The organism is Vibrio sp. S/42/10 (assembly GCF_029890535.1).
Lineage (GTDB): Bacteria > Pseudomonadota > Gammaproteobacteria > Enterobacterales > Vibrionaceae > Vibrio > Vibrio cyclitrophicus.
Genome location: NZ_JAKMZC010000020.1, coordinates 62,494 through 78,531, shown reverse-complemented (window position 1 = coordinate 78,531; position 16,038 = coordinate 62,494). Strand labels below are relative to the sequence as shown.

At 45.9% G+C, this 16,038-nt stretch carries 18 protein-coding genes; 9 read left to right on the top strand and 9 right to left on the bottom strand.

What is annotated here, in order from left to right; genetic code table 11:
* Nucleotides 1-189: 189 nt before the first annotated feature.
* Nucleotides 190-735 (top strand): gamma carbonic anhydrase family protein, encoded by a 546-nt coding sequence (locus L8S15_RS18855; RefSeq protein ID WP_010433372.1) that lies wholly within the window; start codon nt 190-192, stop codon nt 733-735.
* On the opposite strand, the gene L8S15_RS18850 is transcribed toward L8S15_RS18855, so the two are convergent.
* The 4 genes from L8S15_RS18850 to L8S15_RS18835 form a co-directional block, all read right to left on the bottom strand.
* The gene (locus L8S15_RS18850; RefSeq protein WP_010433369.1) at nt 732-1,001 is read right to left on the bottom strand and encodes a DUF1488 domain-containing protein; all 270 of its coding nucleotides are present in this window, start codon (nt 999-1,001) and stop codon (nt 732-734) included. The two genes, L8S15_RS18855 and L8S15_RS18850, sit on opposite strands and share 4 nt — an antisense overlap.
* Before the next feature lie 17 nt (nt 1,002-1,018).
* On the bottom strand, nt 1,019-1,849 hold the full coding sequence (aroE, locus tag L8S15_RS18845; protein WP_010433366.1) for a shikimate dehydrogenase: 831 nt from the start codon (nt 1,847-1,849) through the stop codon (nt 1,019-1,021).
* Nucleotides 1,850-1,924: 75 nt separating this feature from the next.
* Nucleotides 1,925-2,842, bottom strand: a complete 918-nt coding sequence (hemF, locus tag L8S15_RS18840) for an oxygen-dependent coproporphyrinogen oxidase (RefSeq protein ID WP_016767527.1) — start codon at nt 2,840-2,842, stop codon at nt 1,925-1,927.
* 19 nt (nt 2,843-2,861) lie between these two features.
* Entirely contained in the window at nt 2,862-3,419 is a 558-nt protein-coding gene (locus L8S15_RS18835; RefSeq protein ID WP_010433350.1) for an L-threonylcarbamoyladenylate synthase, read from the bottom strand.
* A 195-nt stretch (nt 3,420-3,614) separates the two neighbouring features.
* Between L8S15_RS18835 and purE the strand changes: the two genes are divergently transcribed.
* Entirely contained in the window at nt 3,615-4,100 is a 486-nt protein-coding gene (gene purE / locus L8S15_RS18830; protein WP_004735777.1) for a 5-(carboxyamino)imidazole ribonucleotide mutase, read from the top strand.
* A 5-nt stretch (nt 4,101-4,105) separates the two neighbouring features.
* Complete coding sequence (locus L8S15_RS18825) at nt 4,106-5,236, top strand: 5-(carboxyamino)imidazole ribonucleotide synthase (protein ID WP_280574653.1); 1,131 nt, start codon at nt 4,106-4,108, stop codon at nt 5,234-5,236.
* Between the two features lie 68 nt (nt 5,237-5,304).
* Here L8S15_RS18825 and L8S15_RS18820 read toward each other — a convergent pair whose 3' ends face one another.
* From L8S15_RS18820 to L8S15_RS18805, 4 genes are read right to left on the bottom strand one after another with little or no spacing between them, the layout of a single operon-like run.
* Complete coding sequence (locus L8S15_RS18820) at nt 5,305-5,874, bottom strand: topoisomerase DNA-binding C4 zinc finger domain-containing protein (protein ID WP_010433345.1); 570 nt, start codon at nt 5,872-5,874, stop codon at nt 5,305-5,307.
* A 12-nt stretch (nt 5,875-5,886) separates the two neighbouring features.
* Entirely contained in the window at nt 5,887-6,363 is a 477-nt protein-coding gene (locus tag L8S15_RS18815; protein ID WP_009848094.1) for a DUF494 family protein, read from the bottom strand.
* 3 nt (nt 6,364-6,366) lie between these two features.
* Entirely contained in the window at nt 6,367-7,479 is a 1,113-nt protein-coding gene (gene dprA / locus L8S15_RS18810; protein WP_016767529.1) for a DNA-processing protein DprA, read from the bottom strand.
* Entirely contained in the window at nt 7,476-8,567 is a 1,092-nt protein-coding gene (locus tag L8S15_RS18805) for a LysM peptidoglycan-binding domain-containing protein (protein WP_280574648.1), read from the bottom strand. The genes dprA and L8S15_RS18805 overlap by 4 nt, the downstream gene beginning before the upstream one ends.
* 140 nt (nt 8,568-8,707) lie before the next feature.
* On the opposite strand from L8S15_RS18805, the gene def reads away from it, so the two are divergent.
* From def to L8S15_RS18775, 6 genes are all read left to right on the top strand, one after another.
* The gene (gene def / locus L8S15_RS18800; protein ID WP_010433336.1) at nt 8,708-9,220 is read left to right on the top strand and encodes a peptide deformylase; all 513 of its coding nucleotides are present in this window, start codon (nt 8,708-8,710) and stop codon (nt 9,218-9,220) included.
* Nucleotides 9,221-9,258: 38 nt separating this feature from the next.
* On the top strand, nt 9,259-10,224 hold the full coding sequence (fmt, locus tag L8S15_RS18795) for a methionyl-tRNA formyltransferase (protein ID WP_010433333.1): 966 nt from the start codon (nt 9,259-9,261) through the stop codon (nt 10,222-10,224).
* 119 nt (nt 10,225-10,343) lie between these two features.
* Nucleotides 10,344-11,624: a 16S rRNA (cytosine(967)-C(5))-methyltransferase RsmB gene (gene rsmB, locus L8S15_RS18790; protein ID WP_102285994.1), complete on the top strand. Its 1,281-nt coding sequence runs from the start codon at nt 10,344-10,346 to the stop codon at nt 11,622-11,624.
* Between the two features lie 109 nt (nt 11,625-11,733).
* Entirely contained in the window at nt 11,734-13,110 is a 1,377-nt protein-coding gene (trkA, locus tag L8S15_RS18785; RefSeq protein ID WP_010433327.1) for a Trk system potassium transporter TrkA, read from the top strand.
* 96 nt (nt 13,111-13,206) lie between these two features.
* Nucleotides 13,207-14,652, top strand: coding sequence for a TrkH family potassium uptake protein (locus L8S15_RS18780; RefSeq protein WP_010433323.1), 1,446 nt, complete (start codon nt 13,207-13,209; stop codon nt 14,650-14,652).
* A 26-nt stretch (nt 14,653-14,678) separates the two neighbouring features.
* Nucleotides 14,679-15,269: a DUF3157 family protein gene (locus L8S15_RS18775; RefSeq protein WP_010433321.1), complete on the top strand. Its 591-nt coding sequence runs from the start codon at nt 14,679-14,681 to the stop codon at nt 15,267-15,269.
* On the opposite strand, the gene L8S15_RS18770 is transcribed toward L8S15_RS18775, so the two are convergent.
* The gene (locus L8S15_RS18770) at nt 15,266-15,919 is read right to left on the bottom strand and encodes a hemolysin III family protein (RefSeq protein ID WP_280574643.1); all 654 of its coding nucleotides are present in this window, start codon (nt 15,917-15,919) and stop codon (nt 15,266-15,268) included. The two genes, L8S15_RS18775 and L8S15_RS18770, sit on opposite strands and share 4 nt — an antisense overlap.
* Between the last annotated feature and the right edge of the window lie 119 nt (nt 15,920-16,038).

The following is a 16,038-nucleotide window of genomic DNA, read 5'->3' as shown; positions in this document are numbered from 1 at the left end:
TTTTGGTTTCCTAAGAAGCCTTCCCGTTTCAACGAGGTCGCATTATAGAGATTTCGATCACACTGGCAAGCCCTTTTTGAAGTTTTTCTTACTTTTTTGATTGTTCGAGCGTTTTTTGTTCAAAACACCTCATTATCACTAGTATTCCTCTTAATTAAGGGCTTAAGGTACCTATATAAAGGAGGACTTATGAGTTCAATACGCAGTTATAAAGGAATATCCCCTCAGATTGGACAAGGTGTCTATATAGATACAAGTTCGGTACTGGTTGGTGATATCAAAATCGGTGACGACTCTAGCGTGTGGCCTTTGGTTGCAGCTCGAGGAGATGTTAACCACATTCATATTGGGGAGAGAACGAATATCCAAGACGGCAGTGTCTTGCATGTCACCCATAAGAATGCAGAAAACCCTGACGGTTATCCTCTATTAATAGGTAATGATGTCACTATCGGACATAAAGTAATGCTGCATGGCTGTACTATTGAAGATCGCGTACTTGTTGGCATGGGAGCTATCGTGCTTGATGGCGTTATTGTTAAAGAAGAAGTGATGATTGGTGCTGGTAGCTTAGTTCCACCTAATAAGGTACTTGAAAGCGGTTATCTATATGTAGGAAGCCCAGTAAAACAAGCACGCCCATTAAATGATAAAGAGCGTGCCTTTTTACAGAAGTCAGCTGACAACTATGTTCAGAATAAAAACGACTATCTAGACTCTGTACTGCCAGTCTAAAGCATTTTGATTTGAATCCGATTAGAGGAGTCATACTCCTCTTCTTCTATTAACTCTTCAGCTAGCTCTTCAATATCAAAACGTAACTCTGAAAAAATAACTAAAGCTTGATCGCCTTCTCCTATCTCTTTACCAGCTAATCGAGATAGTTCCTCAATAGACATTACACACTCAATCAGGGCGCCCGACTGCTGCGCAGGGAAGGTGATTGATTGATTCTCTTCATCCCAATCTTGTATATCCGGAAATAGAATTGATTGATTCATTTTTTATAAATACCTTCTTACATCTCTAGGTTTTTACGTAATTCTCTTAAAATCTGTTTTGTTCCCGGACGAAGGCCACGCCAAAGCATAAAGCTTTCTGCTGCCTGTCCCACTAACATGCCCAAACCATCATAAGCAGCATGAACACCATTATCTAATGCCCATTGATTAAATACGGTAGTTCCCGAACCGTAAACCATGTCATAAACGGAACTATTCGAATTAAAGATAATCTCAGAAACTTCAGGAAGCTGACCACTTAGACCAGATGAGGTCGAGTTAATGATGACATCAAACCCTTCATTAACATCGCTTAATCCCATTCCTTTAATGTTTCCATATGAAGAAAACATCTCAGCCAGAAGTTCAGCCTTTGAACTAGTTCGATTTGCGACCACCAACTGTTTTGGCTTTTGGTCGAGAAGAGGTTGAATCACTCCTCTCGCAGCACCACCAGCGCCAAGAAGAAGAACGCGAGCTCCTTTTAACGCAACTTGATGTTGAAGCAGATCTTGAACTAAACCCTCACCATCGGTGTTATCACCAATGATTTCTCCGTCATCGAGCTTCTTAAGTGTGTTTACAGCACCAGCTAGTTCAGCCCTTTCAGTTAGGCGATTGGCAAACTGATACGCATCTTCTTTAAAAGGTGCTGTGACATTACATCCTCTACCACCTTCGCTGAAAAAGGCTTTCGCAGCAGTGATAAATTCACTATGTTCTGGCTGTAATGCTGTATAGGTAAGTTGTTGGCTGGTTTGGCGAGCAAATAATGTGTGAATGAATGGCGATTTGCTTTGACCAATAGGGTTACCGAAAACGGCATAACGATCTACTTGCTGTGTCATATCCTTACCTAACAGAAATAAAAAAGGGTCTTCTATATAGATGACCCTATCACTATCCCTATAAGGAAGGAAGAACTACCAAACTCGAGGCTTTAGGTAGTCGCTATAAAGCAGAGCTTCTGGTGAACCCGCTTGTGGTTCGTAGCGGTATTCCCAGCGAGCCAATGGCGGCATCGACATCAATATAGACTCTGTACGACCACCGCTTTGTAGACCAAATAGGGTGCCACGGTCATACACAAGGTTAAATTCAACATAGCGACCACGACGATAAAGCTGGAAGTCACGCTCACGTTCACCATAAGGTGTCTCTTTGCGTCGTTCTACAATTGGTAAATACGCGGCTGCAAAACCTTCACCGACCGCCTGCATATAAGCGAAGCTCTTTTCAAAGCCCCACTCGTTTAAGTCATCAAAGAACAGACCGCCAACACCACGTGTTTCATCACGGTGAGGTAGATAGAAGTACTTATCACACCACTCTTTGTGTTCTTGGTAAACATCATCACCAAATGGTGCACACAGGTCTTTAGCAGTTTGATGCCAAGATTGGCAATCTTCATCGACAGGATAGAATGGCGTTAAATCAAAACCACCACCGAACCACCAGATAGGATCTTCCCCTTCCTTTTCGGCAATAAAGAATCGTACGTTCGCGTGTGAGGTTGGGATGTATGGGTTTTTAGGATGGATAACTAATGAGACACCCATAGCTTCAAACTTACGTCCGGCTAATTCAGGACGGTGAGCTGTTGCAGAGGCAGGCATAGCCTTACCAGCGACATGAGAAAAGTTAACACCGCCTTGCTCAAATACCGCACCATTGGTCATCACGCGAGTTCGACCACCGCCACCAAGACGTTCACCAGGTTCACGCTGCCATGCATCTTCTTCAAAAAGAGCTGCACCATCAGCTTGTTCAAGCTGTTGGCAAATCGAATCTTGTAGGCTCAGTAAAAACTGCTTTACTGCTTCTTTATCAATTGCTGACATCTTACTTCCTTTGCAGGGTTTAACCCTGTCTTAATATTTTCGACGTTTTTGCATCTCTAATTTCGCTTGGTTTTTCGCGACCACCCGTGTGACCTTCTAAAATAGAGACTAGATATTGGCCAAGTTGCTGCTGAACTTCTTCAGTCGTCATGCAAGGCGGCTCGCCAGTCAGGTTGGCACTGGTAGAGGTTAACGGCTTACCGAATTCATTACACATTCTTTGAACTAAAGGGTGATCAGTCACTCGTACTGCAATGGAATCAAACTGGCCGCTGACCCAGTTAGTCACTTTGCTGCTGGTTGGCATGATCCAAGTAACTGGGCCAGGCCACGTTGCTTTTACGGTCGCTAACTGCGCTTCCGTCAACTGGCTTTCATCAATATAAGGCAACAACTGCTCATAACTCGCAGCAATTAGGATCAACCCTTTCTCCATCGGTCGCTGTTTTAAATCGAGCAATTTCTTGATAGCTTGTGGATTATCGGGATCACAACCGACCCCAAAAACGCCTTCGGTAGGGTAAGCAATGACTTCACCTTGCTGTAATGCCTGCAATGTATGTTGAAAGTTATCCACGGGCTGCCTCGTTAATTCAGTTATCAAACTCGCTAAGTGTACAAATTATCATTCACTGTGACTAAAGCTATTTGTTTATAAAATGTATCAATTAACAACTTAGACTGACGCAAACGTTTTCCTTAAGCAATTTTACCCGTATAATGCGCGCAAAATATCTAATCACTAATTAAATCGTACCTGAAGGAGTTTGAGATGACTGTCGGTATTATCATGGGTTCTAAATCTGATTGGCCAACAATGAAGCTAGCTGCAGAAATGTTGGATCAGTTTGGCGTGGCGTACGAAACAAAAGTGGTTTCTGCTCACCGCACACCTCAGTTGCTTGCAGACTACGCAACCAGTGCGAAAGAGCGCGGTATTAAAGTGATTATTGCGGGTGCGGGTGGTGCTGCGCATCTTCCGGGTATGGCTGCAGCTTTCACAAGCGTACCTGTTCTTGGTGTTCCCGTTCAGTCTAAAGCACTGAAAGGCATGGACTCTCTGCTTTCTATTGTACAAATGCCAAAAGGTATCGCGGTAGGTACTCTGGCTATCGGTGAAGCTGGTGCTGCTAACGCTGGTATCCTAGCCGCGCAAATCATTGGTACTCACAATGAAGAAGTGATGGCAAAAGTAGAAGCGTTCCGCTCTGAGCAAACAGAAACGGTTCTGGCTAATCCAAACCCTGCAGAGGACTAATTCCCATGCATGTTCTTGTGTTAGGCGCGGGCCAACTTGCTCGCATGATGTCCCTAGCTGGGGCACCACTGAATATTGAAATTTCTGCTTTTGATGTTGGCAGCAAAAATATTGTTCACCCATTAACGCAAGCGATTCTAGGCAGCGGCTTAGAAAATGCGATTGAGCGTGCGGACGTCATTACTGCTGAATTCGAACATATCCCTCACGATGTACTTGAGGTGTGTGAGCGCAGCGGTAAGTTCTTACCGACAACAGAAGCAATCAAAGCTGGCGGTGATCGTCGCCTTGAAAAAGCCCTGTTAGACGAAGCAAATGTGAAAAATGCCAAGTACTACGTGATTAATTCTCGCGAAGACTTTGACGCTTCGATCGCTCACGTTGGCTTACCAATGGTATTGAAGAGCACACTTGGCGGCTACGATGGCAAAGGTCAATGGCGCTTAAAGACATTAGACAATGTTGACACGACATGGACAGAAATGGCGGAGTGCATTGCCGCAACAGATAACCAAGCCATTGTGGCTGAAGAGTTCGTCCCGTTTGATCGCGAAGTCTCACTGGTCGGTGCTCGTGGTATCAATGGCGATATTCAAGTGTACCCACTGGCTGAGAATGTTCACACCGATGGCGTGTTGAGCTTATCGACAGCAATTGATGACATTGAACTGCAAGAGCAAGCGAAAACCATGTTCACCTCAGTTGCAGAGCGTTTGGATTACGTTGGTGTGTTAGCGCTTGAATTCTTTGATGTTAAAGGTTCACTGCTTGTAAATGAGATTGCACCACGTGTTCATAACTCTGGCCACTGGACTCAACAAGGTGCTGAAACTTGTCAGTTTGAAAATCACCTACGTGCCGTATGTGGAATGCCACTAGGCAGCACTAAACTGATTCGTCCTACGGCAATGATCAACATTCTTGGCGAAGATACCCTCCCTGAGGCTATTCTGGCTCAAGACGGTTGTCATGTTCATTGGTATGGCAAAGAGAAGCGTGCGGGTCGTAAGATGGGCCACATCAATGTGAGCGCTGACTACAACGCCGAGCTGCAAAGAACATTATGTTCATTGGCAAACATTCTCGATAAGCAAGCCTACCCTGCTGTTCATGAATTTGCAGAGCAACTGAAGTAAGCTTTCATTGTGGGTTTAATATAGAAACGGCGCTCATTGAGCGCCGTTTTTGTGTCTATAACATCAGGTTATTGAGATTGAATGTGGTGACACTTGCGATCAGCACATTGCTTCTTAGTACCACTGGCCGTTTTCTTCTCCAGCAACAATGGAAACAAGCATTCTTCACAACGACCTATAACAGGTGGCTGATTAACGGCGAATTTACACTTAGGGTAGTTATCACAAGCATAGAAGATTTTGCCATAGCGAGATTTACGCTCAACCAAATGGCCTCTGCCACACTCAGGGCAAGCAACAAGTGGCTGCTCTTCAGGCCGTTCTTTCGGTTGGTCCAAAGATTCGATGTGATTACACTCTGGATAGCTGCTACAACCAATAAACATCCCAAAGCGACCTTGCCTTAATACCAATTCGTTTTGGCATTTAGGACATGGTACACCCAGCTCTTTCACCACATGGCCATCGTTTTGATGTAGGGGTTTGATGTAATCGCAACTTGGATACTGCTTGCAGCCTAAAAATGGACCGTGCTTACCATGGCGAAGCTGAAGCTCTCCACCACACTGTGGACATGGTTCATGCTCTAATGCATGTTCATGTGCTGAAAAAAGCTGATTATCAATCTTACTACTCATGACAAGCCTGTATTAATGCAAGATACCTTGCTCTTTGGTGTACAACAGCTCTTCCATTTGCGTGTAAGCACTTTCATTACCCGGCACATTAAATAGCACCATTAAGATAATCCATTTCAGATCATCCAATTCAAATTCGTTGGTCTCAAGCCCCATCACACGATCAATCACCATTTCACGAATCTCTGTTGTGAGTACATTGATCTGCTCAAGGAACAGTAAGAAACCTCGACACTCCATATTAATACGTGAAATCTCTCGACTGGTATAAATACGCATCGAGGTATTGGAACACACACTAATCGCCGCTTGGTTCTCGGTATCTTGCAATGCTGCAAGATCTTCTAACCAATGGAGAGCCTTATAAATATCATCTTGGTGAAACCCTGCTCGAAGAAGCTCATCTTCCAGCTCATCTTGATCCACCTGCAATTCAGAATCGCTATGGATGTAGGTTTCAAACAAGTACATCAGTATGTCCATCATCATAGCTTAGCCTCTCCCCTTTCGAATATAGCCACCGGAAACTGCAACAACATGCCCTGAGAGCTCAAGCTCCAAAAGCTGCATCATGACCTCATGCACAGGTATATGGGTTCTCTGTGCCAAAATATCAACGGGTGTCGCCTCTAACCCTACGTTAGCGAACAGCTGTGGAAATGGCAATTGTTCATTTTCCCCAATACTGGACGTAGGTTCGAACAAACTGGGTTGCTGATCAATAGACCAGTCTAACAGACTCTTTATTTCAATCAGAACATCTTGAGCACTCTGTACCAAACATGCACCAGCTTTGATTAAACTATTCCCTCCACGACTGGTTGGGCTATGAATCGAACCTGGAAGCGCGAAAACCTCGCGCCCCTGCTCCATGGCATAGCGAGCCGTAATCAAAGAGCCACTTTTCTCAGCTGCTTCAACCACTAAGGTTCCGAGCGATAAACCACTTATAATACGGTTACGACGAGGAAAATGTTCAGGTCGTGGTTTGGCATCTGGACGGAACTCTGAAATCAACGCACCATTCTCACAAATTCTATCCGCTAAATTTCGGTGTCGGACAGGATAAATAGAATCCAAACCCGAACCCAACACAGCAAAAGTTTCCCCACCCTTATCTAGAGCACCATCATGAGCATAGCCATCGATACCGAGCGCTAAGCCACTGGTGACAATCAAACCGTTTTGAACGAACTCTTTGGCGAAAGACTTCGCGGTTTGCAACCCTTCGAGACTAGCATTGCGACTGCCGACCATCGCGATTTGAGGCTCAATCAATTTTTCAACATGACCTTTAACAAAAAGCACACTTGGCGCAGAGGCGGTCTCATTCAGCAGTTTGGGGTAATGAGGGCAATTCGGGGTAAGGATGTGATGGTTGGGTTGTCTTGCTTGCCACGCTAAGCAAGCCTCCACTTCTCTTGGGGCTTGCTCTCTTAAATAAGCAATTTGCTTGGCAGACAGACCAAGCGCTTGCAGTTGCTGACTTGAGTAACCAACAATATTCGAAGGGGAATCAATGCTCAGCAATCGAGAAAGTCGCTTGCCACCCAATTGCGGAACAAAGCTCAGAGAGAGCCAAGCGATCAGTGGTTGCTCATTCACTTGGTGCCCTTAACCTCTTCCTTCAAAGCAAGGTCCACAGGCGATACCGCCAGAATGCCATTGCTAACCGGTTTTGAGCTCTGAGTAATCAGGGCGAGACTAAAATACTCGTAAGGGCGGATGACCATCAAACTACCGAGCGAGGTACTTGGCAATTGCACCTTATCGCTCGCCGCTGACTCTTTGTAGCTGTATTCACCTTGCTTACCAAACACCACAGCGCCGTTTTCGCTGAGGGTAAACATAGAGCCTTGGCGAAGATTGTCCTGTGAGCCTTTATTGATAACGACCACCTGATTCTTTGCACTGTATTGGCTGCCATCTAATGAACCCAATATATTAGCAAACTGCCCTGCAGCACTAGGCGCTGGATAAAATGTGGTTGAGAGCTTCACCTGATCGACACCAAGCTCAGGCAACACTAGATCGTTAAGCAGCACCTCTTGCAGTTGGGTCTCGATCTGTAAGCGACTGAACTCAGCGTCCACTTCTTTTAAGCGTGCCGTGGCGACCAAACGTAACGAGGTCATACTCGCCTGAGGTAGCTGTCGCTGGTAAGTTTCGACGGCGCGGTAGATACCCCACTTGGGATACTGCTGTTTACCCGAGATAAATAACCGGTCTTCACCCGATAAGAAACGTTTACCATCGCTTGTCCCCAACACTCGTTGAGCTGATTGGATATCTTGCTGCTCAACCAAGCGGTCAGATTGTAGATATGGCAGAACCAGCCCCTCGTTGACGGTAGGCACCGCTTTCTTCTCATAGACACGAATCTTAGGGCTCAGTTTAATTACAGGCTTTAGGCTCAATACAGGCTCGCCATTAATCCAAACCAAAGACAATTTATCTCCGGGGTAAATAAGGTGAGGGTTTTCTATCTCTGGATTTACTTGCCACAACCTCGGCCACAACCAAGGACTATCGAGATACATCGTGGAAATATCCCATAAGGTATCGCCCTTAACTACGACATAAACCTGAGGTGCATCCTGCCTAATGGTTAAAGGTTGCTCACTATTTTCAGCCATAACGGTGAACGAAAGTGAGGCACAAACGAGAGAAAAAATAGAAGAAAAATGACGCATGACCTAGGTTCCTTGGTCTGAATATATGACATCTGATTTGAGAATTACCTTCAGGATGCTGTCATTTGACCTCTAAAATGTCTAGAATTGAGCCAACAAGGTTTAAGCTGTTTCGGCACAGTTCAATATTTCGAGTGTATATGTCTGTATTACAAGTATTAACATTACCAGATGATCGTCTACGTACCGTGGCGAAACCGGTAAAAGAAGTTACCCCAGAGATTCAAAAGTTCGTTGATGACATGATTGAAACCATGTACGACGAAGAAGGTATCGGCCTTGCGGCAACGCAAGTAGATTTCCACCAACGCATCGTTGTTATCGATATTTCAGAAACACGTGATGAACCTATTGTTCTGATCAACCCTGAAATTACCGAGAAGCGTGGCGAAGATGGTATCGAAGAAGGCTGTCTATCTGTACCCGGCGCTCGAGCTCTAGTACCTCGCGCTGCAGAAGTAACAGTTAAAGCATTGGACCGCGAAGGCAACGAATTCACATTCGACGCTGACGACCTTCTGGCTATCTGTGTTCAGCACGAACTTGACCACCTAGAAGGTAAGTTGTTTGTTGATTACCTATCGCCACTAAAGCGCAAACGTATTCAAGATAAGCTAGCGAAGATTAAACGTTTCAACGAGAAACAAGGTTAATAACCGCTGCTATTACTAAATTAAGAAGGAAGTCTACCTTGAGTCAATCTTTAAGAATTGTCTTCGCAGGTACTCCGGATTTCGCCGCCCGTCACTTGGCGGCGTTGTTGTCTTCGGAGCATGAAGTTATTGCTGTTTACACACAGCCAGATCGTCCAGCAGGCCGCGGTAAAAAACTGACTGCGAGCCCGGTAAAAAACATCGCACTTGAAAACAATATTCCGGTTTACCAACCAGAAAACTTCAAGTCAGATGAAGCTAAGCAAGAGCTAGCAGATTTGAATGCTGACATCATGGTTGTTGTCGCTTACGGCTTATTGCTTCCACAAGCTGTATTAGATACGCCTCGCTTAGGTTGTATCAACGTGCATGGTTCAATCCTGCCACGCTGGCGTGGTGCTGCTCCGATCCAACGCTCTATCTGGGCGGGCGATAAAGAGACTGGCGTGACGATCATGCAGATGGATATCGGCCTAGATACCGGTGATATGCTAAGCATCGCAACGCTACCAATCGAATCTACAGATACCAGTGCGTCAATGTACGAAAAGTTAGCTGGTCTTGGTCCTGATGCTCTTGTTGAGTGTTTAGCAGACATCGCTTCTGGTAAGGCTGTTGCTGAGAAGCAAGATGACGAGCTTGCTAACTACGCGAAGAAGCTGAGCAAAGAAGAAGCAAAAATTGATTGGAATGACAGTGCAGAACACATCGAACGTTGTGTGCGCGCTTTCAACCCATGGCCAATGAGTCACTTTGCGATTACTGATAGCAGCTCTAATGATGAAAAAAGCATTAAAGTTTGGCAGACACGTGTTGATGAAGAATCGACGTCTGCGCCAGCTGGCTCAATAATCAAAGCAGATAAGACTGGTATTTATGTTGCGACTGGCGACAAAGTACTAGTATTGGAACAGTTACAAGTTCCAGGCAAAAAAGCTATGTCAGTTCAAGATATCTTGAACTCACGTGCAAGCTGGTTTGAAGTTGGTACTCAACTTTCTTAACCGCTTTAAAGCTACTCAATATGTACTTAAAAACGTGTAGCTTGTAAAAACACAGTTTAGAAAACCTTTACGAGGGCAGAGATGCCCTCATGTATTCAAATAAATATTCGGTACCCCTCATGAATGTTCGCGCTGCTGCTGCAAATGTCCTATTCCAAGTTGTCGATAAAGGCCACTCTCTTTCACACGCTCTCCCTGCGGCTCAAAAAACGATCCGTCCGCGAGACCATGCTCTACTGCAAGAGATTTGCTACGGCGCACTTCGTTACCTGCCTCGCTTGGAGTCAATCGCTAACGAACTGATGGAAAACTCGCTTAAAGGTAAAAAGCGCGTATTCCACCACCTGATCTTAGTAGGCATTTACCAGTTGAGCTTTATGCGCATCCCTTCGCATGCTGCCGTTGCTGAAACAGTTGAAGCAACCAAAACGCTGCGCGGCCCAAGCCTGAGTGGTTTGATCAACGCAGTACTTCGCAGCTACCTGCGCGATCAAGAAGAGCTAGATGAAAAAGCAGTTAGCCACAATGCGGGCAAATACAGCCATCCAAGCTGGATTCTAAAAATGCTTCAAGAAAGCTACCCAGATCAGTGGGAGCAACTGATTGAAGCAAACAACAGCAAAGCACCAATGTGGCTGCGCGTAAACCGTCAACACCACACTCGTGACGAGTATGTTGAACTGCTTAAAAACGAAAACATTGAATACACACTGCACCCAGAAGCGGCTGATGCCATAAAATTAGCGTCACCTTGTGATGTTACTTTGCTTCCGGGTTTCGACAGAGGTTGGGTATCTGTACAAGATGCTGCAGCTCAACTTTCTGTTGATTACCTAACACCCAAAGATGGTGAGCTAATCCTAGACTGTTGTGCAGCGCCAGGTGGTAAAACTGCGCACATTCTTGAACATACTCAAGACACTGAAGTGGTTGCGATTGACTGTGATATTAAACGCCTAGACCGTGTTTACGATAACCTTGAACGCCTACAACTGCGTGCCGACGTAATCTGTGGCGATGCTCGCTACCCTGAAGAGTGGTGGATGGGTGATAAGTTCGACCGTATCCTGCTTGATGCTCCTTGTTCAGCGACTGGCGTAATTCGTCGTCACCCTGACATCAAGTGGCTACGTCGTGCATCTGATATTGATGCACTAGCAGAGCTGCAAAGCGAGATCATGGATGCAATGTGGCGTCAGCTGAAAGAAGGCGGCACCATGGTTTATGCGACATGTTCTATCACGCCGCAAGAAAACGTGCTGCAAGTGAAAGCATTCCTTGAGCGTACCGAGAACGCAACGCTTGTTGGGTCTGATATCGAAAATCCAGGTCGTCAAATACTGCCTGGAGAAGAAGATATGGATGGCTTCTACTACGCAGTTCTAGTAAAAAAGGCATAACAACTAACAGCGGCTAAGAATTTATTTCTTAGCCGCTGTTTCTTTCTAGTGCATTATCAAAACAAAGTGAGATCACTAGAATTACGACGGTAAAGAAAAGAGACAGGCTATGAAGATCATTATCCTAGGTGCAGGCCAAGTTGGCGGTACCCTTGCTGAAAACCTGGTTGGTGAAAACAACGACATCACTATTGTCGACCGTAATACTGACCGACTTCGTGAACTTCAGGATAAATACGACCTTAGGGTTGTAAACGGTTATGCCAGCCACCCGAACACACTACGTGAAGCGGGCGCGCAAGATGCCGACATGTTGGTTGCCGTAACCAACATGGATGAAACCAACATGGCTGCGTGTCAGGTTGCCTTTTCTCTTTTCAACACACCAAACCGAATTGCCCGCATTCGCTCTCCTCAATACCTAGAAGAGAAAGAAGCGCTATTCAAGTCTGGTGCTATCCCAGTCGATCACCTGATCGCACCCGAAGAGCTAGTGACCAGCTATATCGAGCGCCTGATTCAATACCCAGGCGCATTGCAGGTTGTGAGCTTTGCTGAACAGAAAGTTAGCCTCGTCGCAGTAAAAGCCTACTACGGTGGTCCACTGGTCGGTAACGCCCTATCTGCTTTGCGTGAGCACATGCCGCACATCGATACTCGTGTTGCTGCTATTTTCCGTCAAGGCCGCCCTATTCGCCCGCAAGGCACTACCATCATTGAAGCAGACGATGAGGTTTTCTTCGTGGCCGCGAGTAACCATATCCGCTCAGTAATGAGTGAACTGCAACGCCTAGAGAAGCCATACCGCCGCATCATGATTGTCGGAGGTGGTAACATTGGTGCAAGCTTGGCGAAACGCCTTGAGCAGAGCTACAGCATCAAGCTTATCGAACGTAGTTACACTCGTGCTGAGAAGCTATCTGAAGAATTAGAAAACACCATCGTATTCTGTGGTGATGCCGCCGACCAAGAACTGCTAACCGAAGAGAACATCGATCAGGTGGATGTGTTCATTGCCCTAACCAATGAAGATGAAACCAACATCATGTCCGCTATGCTGGCTAAGCGAATGGGTGCCAAGAAGGTAATGGTACTGATTCAGCGTGGTGCTTACGTCGACCTTGTTCAGGGTGGTGTGATTGATATTGCGATATCGCCACAACAAGCGACCATTTCTGCGTTGCTTACTCACGTTCGTCGTGCTGATATTGTAAACGTATCCTCTCTACGTCGTGGCGCTGCAGAGGCGATCGAAGCCATTGCTCACGGTGACGAAACCACATCGAAAGTCGTTGGCCGAGCGATTGGCGACATCAAACTGCCACCGGGCACCACTATTGGTGCAATTGTTCGCGGAGAAGAGGTTCTTATTGCGCACGATAGAACCGTAATTGAACAAGATGACCACGTTGTGATGTTCCTAGTGGACAAGAAATACGTACCTGATGTTGAGTCTCTATTCCAACCGAGCCCATTCTTCTTATAGCCTTGTTCTCGTAAGCTTCTTCTCGCAACTTTCTTTTTGTGAGAACGACGCTCCGGCACAAAGCTGTAATCTATTTAAGCTATGGTCTATTAAGCTATGGTCAACTTTCGTCCGATATTATTAGTGATAGGGTTAGTGTTATCAAAACTCGCCCTTTTCATGTACATCCCTACATTGGTTGCCTTTTTTACTGGCACCGGTGGCTTCCTCGAGTTTGGTCAATCGGTAGTGATCACGCACATTGTGGCGTTCATCTGCTTAAGCTTAGGCCGTTCAGCTAATTTCCGACTTGGGGTGCGAGACATGTTCCTGATCACCTCTTTGGTCTGGACTATTGCCAGCGCCTTCGCTGCACTACCCTTTGTCTTCATCAACCACATCAGCTTCACTGATGCCTATTTTGAAACCATGTCGGGTATCACCACGACAGGATCAACCGTATTAAGCGGCTTAGACAGCATGGCACCAAGCATTCTATTATGGCGATCTATATTGCAGTGGCTTGGTGGTGTTGGGTTCATCGTAATGGCAGTAGCGGTTCTACCAATGCTTAACGTCGGTGGTATGCGCTTGTTCCAAACTGAGTCTTCCGATTGGTCAGATAAAAGCAGCCCGAGAGCAAAAACCGTCGCCAAGAACATCGTGGCGGTCTATTTGGTATTAACAGGCCTATGCTTGGTGAGCTACCTATTTGCGGGCATGAGTGTGTTTGATGCCATCAACCACTCATTCACCACGCTATCTACAGGCGGTTACTCAACCTCAGACGGTTCTATGAACCACTTCTCCAACAGTGCTCACTGGGTGGGAACACTGTTCATGTTCCTTGGTGGACTGCCGTTCTTACTGTTTGTTAGCGCACTGCGAGGCAGAAAACTCTCAATCCTCTATAAAGATGCACAGGTGAGAGGGTTCACGTATCTATTTTTGGTCACTAGTGCCGTAATATCGACATGGTTGGTGGTTAGAGATGGCTACACTGTCATGGATGCGATGCGCGTTTCGATGTTCAACATTGTATCAGTCGTCACCACAACCGGTTTTGGCTTAGAAGACTTCACTGCATGGGGCGCACTGCCAAGCACATTATTTGCCTTCCTGATGATGGCAGGAGCTTGCTCGGGGTCAACCTCTGGCGGTATTAAGATCTTCCGTTTCCAGATCGCGATGACCATGCTCCACAAACAAATGATGAAGCTAATTCACCCATCGGGCGTGTTTGTTCAACGCTACAATCAGCGACCTGTGAATGACGATATTGTGCGTTCACTCGTCGCATTTGGTCTGATGTTCTTTATCACGATTATCTTAATTGCAGGCGGCTTGAGCGCGATGGGACTTGATCCTGTGACCAGTATATCTGGCGCTATCACAGCCGTTGCCAACGTGGGCCCGGGAATGGGTAGCGTGATCGGTCCAACCGGGAACTTTGCCCCACTGCCAGACGCCGCTAAATGGTTGCTAAGTTTAGGCATGCTAATGGGGCGACTAGAGATACTGACGCTCATTGTTCTATTTTTTCCAGCCTTTTGGCGACGCTAACCAAGCACAAAATCAAGGAAACACAGATGAAATCATACGTACTTCTCGCTGGCGCATTGCTTGCAAACTCAGTATTCGTAAGTTCTGCCTTTGCTGATCAAATGGTCACATTGCCTGATGGCAAGCAAGTGTTACTCAAAGATGATTTTACTTGGCAATATGTGGCACCGAAGCAAACGGAAGCAGCAGCGACAACATCAGAGATCGCCGTGCCCGTTGCAGCAGCACCTGTCGTAGCCGTCCCGGTAGCGACGAATACTCGTGGCACAACGGTTGTGGTTAATAGTAAAAAACCAAGCTTACAGCTGTCTCAATCAGGAGTGGATGTTGTACTGGGTGCAAGTCGCTATGAAAATGGTGAGCTTATTATTCCGACTGCCATCACCAACCAAGGCACTCAAGCTGTCATTTTGGTATCACTTAACATCAGCGTATTTACTGTAGAAGGCGAGTTGTTGGCAGAAGAAAAAGTTGCAGTGTGGAAGTCAATCAAACGAATGGCCGACACATATTTGCGACCAAAGACAGGTGAGGAAGGCAAGCTAATCAAGCTCGACCTAGAACAACACCCTGAATATCAGATCAAAGCTGAAATTACTGAAGTACTAGCTCGCTAAACCGGAGTCACGTACAAGTAAATAGCGAAGAAATGGCAAGCGCAGCCCGCCAAAACAAACAAGTGCCAGATGGCATGATTGTAAGGGATGCGTTTTGCCACATAGAAAATCACCCCCAAAGAGTAGATCACACCGCCAAGCGCTAATAATACCAAACCGCCCATCTCGATATTCATAGCTAGTTGATACACCACTATCAACGACAACCAACCCATCGCTAAATATGTCACCAATGACAAGCGCTTAAATCGATAGACAAAAGCAATCTTCATTATAATTCCGACCAACGCGATACCCCAGATTACCGCCATCAACCCCATTGCTAATGGTGTTCTTAAGCTCACTAACAAGAATGGCGTATAACTGCCAGCAATCAGTAAATAAATCGCGCAGTGATCAAGAGTTTTGCGTAAGCGCTTGGTTTTCTCAGTGGTGATCGAGTGGTACAACGTGGAAGCAAGAAAGAGCAGAATAATACTGCTGCCATACACCGCCATACTGGCAACAGTAAGCATGTCGGCTTGGTAATCAAAAGCACGAATCAGCAATAGGACCAGGCCTACCACACCAAGTACAACGCCCAAACCATGGGTTATCGCATTAGCGCGTTCTTCAATATCACTGTATTCGCTAGCCGATGATGCAGACATGGTTATCCTACTAGAGTAAATGTTCGATTTGCCTAGTATTACACATTAAGCTTACACGTGTAAGCTTAAATTATTATGACGTAAATGCTGCTAAGTATGTGTGACCGAATCGCTCCTCA

What these genes read in the sequence shown, in the direction of transcription:
- L8S15_RS18780 (WP_010433323.1), top strand. Translation starts at nt 13,207, where the DNA reads ATGGTCAACTTTCGTCCGATATTATTAGTGATAGGGTTAGTGTTATCA.
- L8S15_RS18820 (WP_010433345.1), bottom strand. Translation starts at nt 5,874, where the DNA reads ATGAGTAGTAAGATTGATAATCAGCTTTTTTCAGCACATGAACATGCA.
- L8S15_RS18855 (WP_010433372.1), top strand. Translation starts at nt 190, where the DNA reads ATGAGTTCAATACGCAGTTATAAAGGAATATCCCCTCAGATTGGACAA.
- L8S15_RS18815 (WP_009848094.1), bottom strand. Translation starts at nt 6,363, where the DNA reads ATGATGATGGACATACTGATGTACTTGTTTGAAACCTACATCCATAGC.
- aroE (WP_010433366.1), bottom strand. Translation starts at nt 1,849, where the DNA reads ATGACACAGCAAGTAGATCGTTATGCCGTTTTCGGTAACCCTATTGGT.
- L8S15_RS18805 (WP_280574648.1), bottom strand. Translation starts at nt 8,567, where the DNA reads ATGCGTCATTTTTCTTCTATTTTTTCTCTCGTTTGTGCCTCACTTTCG.
- trkA (WP_010433327.1), top strand. Translation starts at nt 11,734, where the DNA reads ATGAAGATCATTATCCTAGGTGCAGGCCAAGTTGGCGGTACCCTTGCT.
- L8S15_RS18850 (WP_010433369.1), bottom strand. Translation starts at nt 1,001, where the DNA reads ATGAATCAATCAATTCTATTTCCGGATATACAAGATTGGGATGAAGAG.
- hemF (WP_016767527.1), bottom strand. Translation starts at nt 2,842, where the DNA reads ATGTCAGCAATTGATAAAGAAGCAGTAAAGCAGTTTTTACTGAGCCTA.
- rsmB (WP_102285994.1), top strand. Translation starts at nt 10,344, where the DNA reads ATGAATGTTCGCGCTGCTGCTGCAAATGTCCTATTCCAAGTTGTCGAT.
- L8S15_RS18825 (WP_280574653.1), top strand. Translation starts at nt 4,106, where the DNA reads ATGCATGTTCTTGTGTTAGGCGCGGGCCAACTTGCTCGCATGATGTCC.
- purE (WP_004735777.1), top strand. Translation starts at nt 3,615, where the DNA reads ATGACTGTCGGTATTATCATGGGTTCTAAATCTGATTGGCCAACAATG.
- def (WP_010433336.1), top strand. Translation starts at nt 8,708, where the DNA reads ATGTCTGTATTACAAGTATTAACATTACCAGATGATCGTCTACGTACC.
- L8S15_RS18770 (WP_280574643.1), bottom strand. Translation starts at nt 15,919, where the DNA reads ATGTCTGCATCATCGGCTAGCGAATACAGTGATATTGAAGAACGCGCT.
- L8S15_RS18775 (WP_010433321.1), top strand. Translation starts at nt 14,679, where the DNA reads ATGAAATCATACGTACTTCTCGCTGGCGCATTGCTTGCAAACTCAGTA.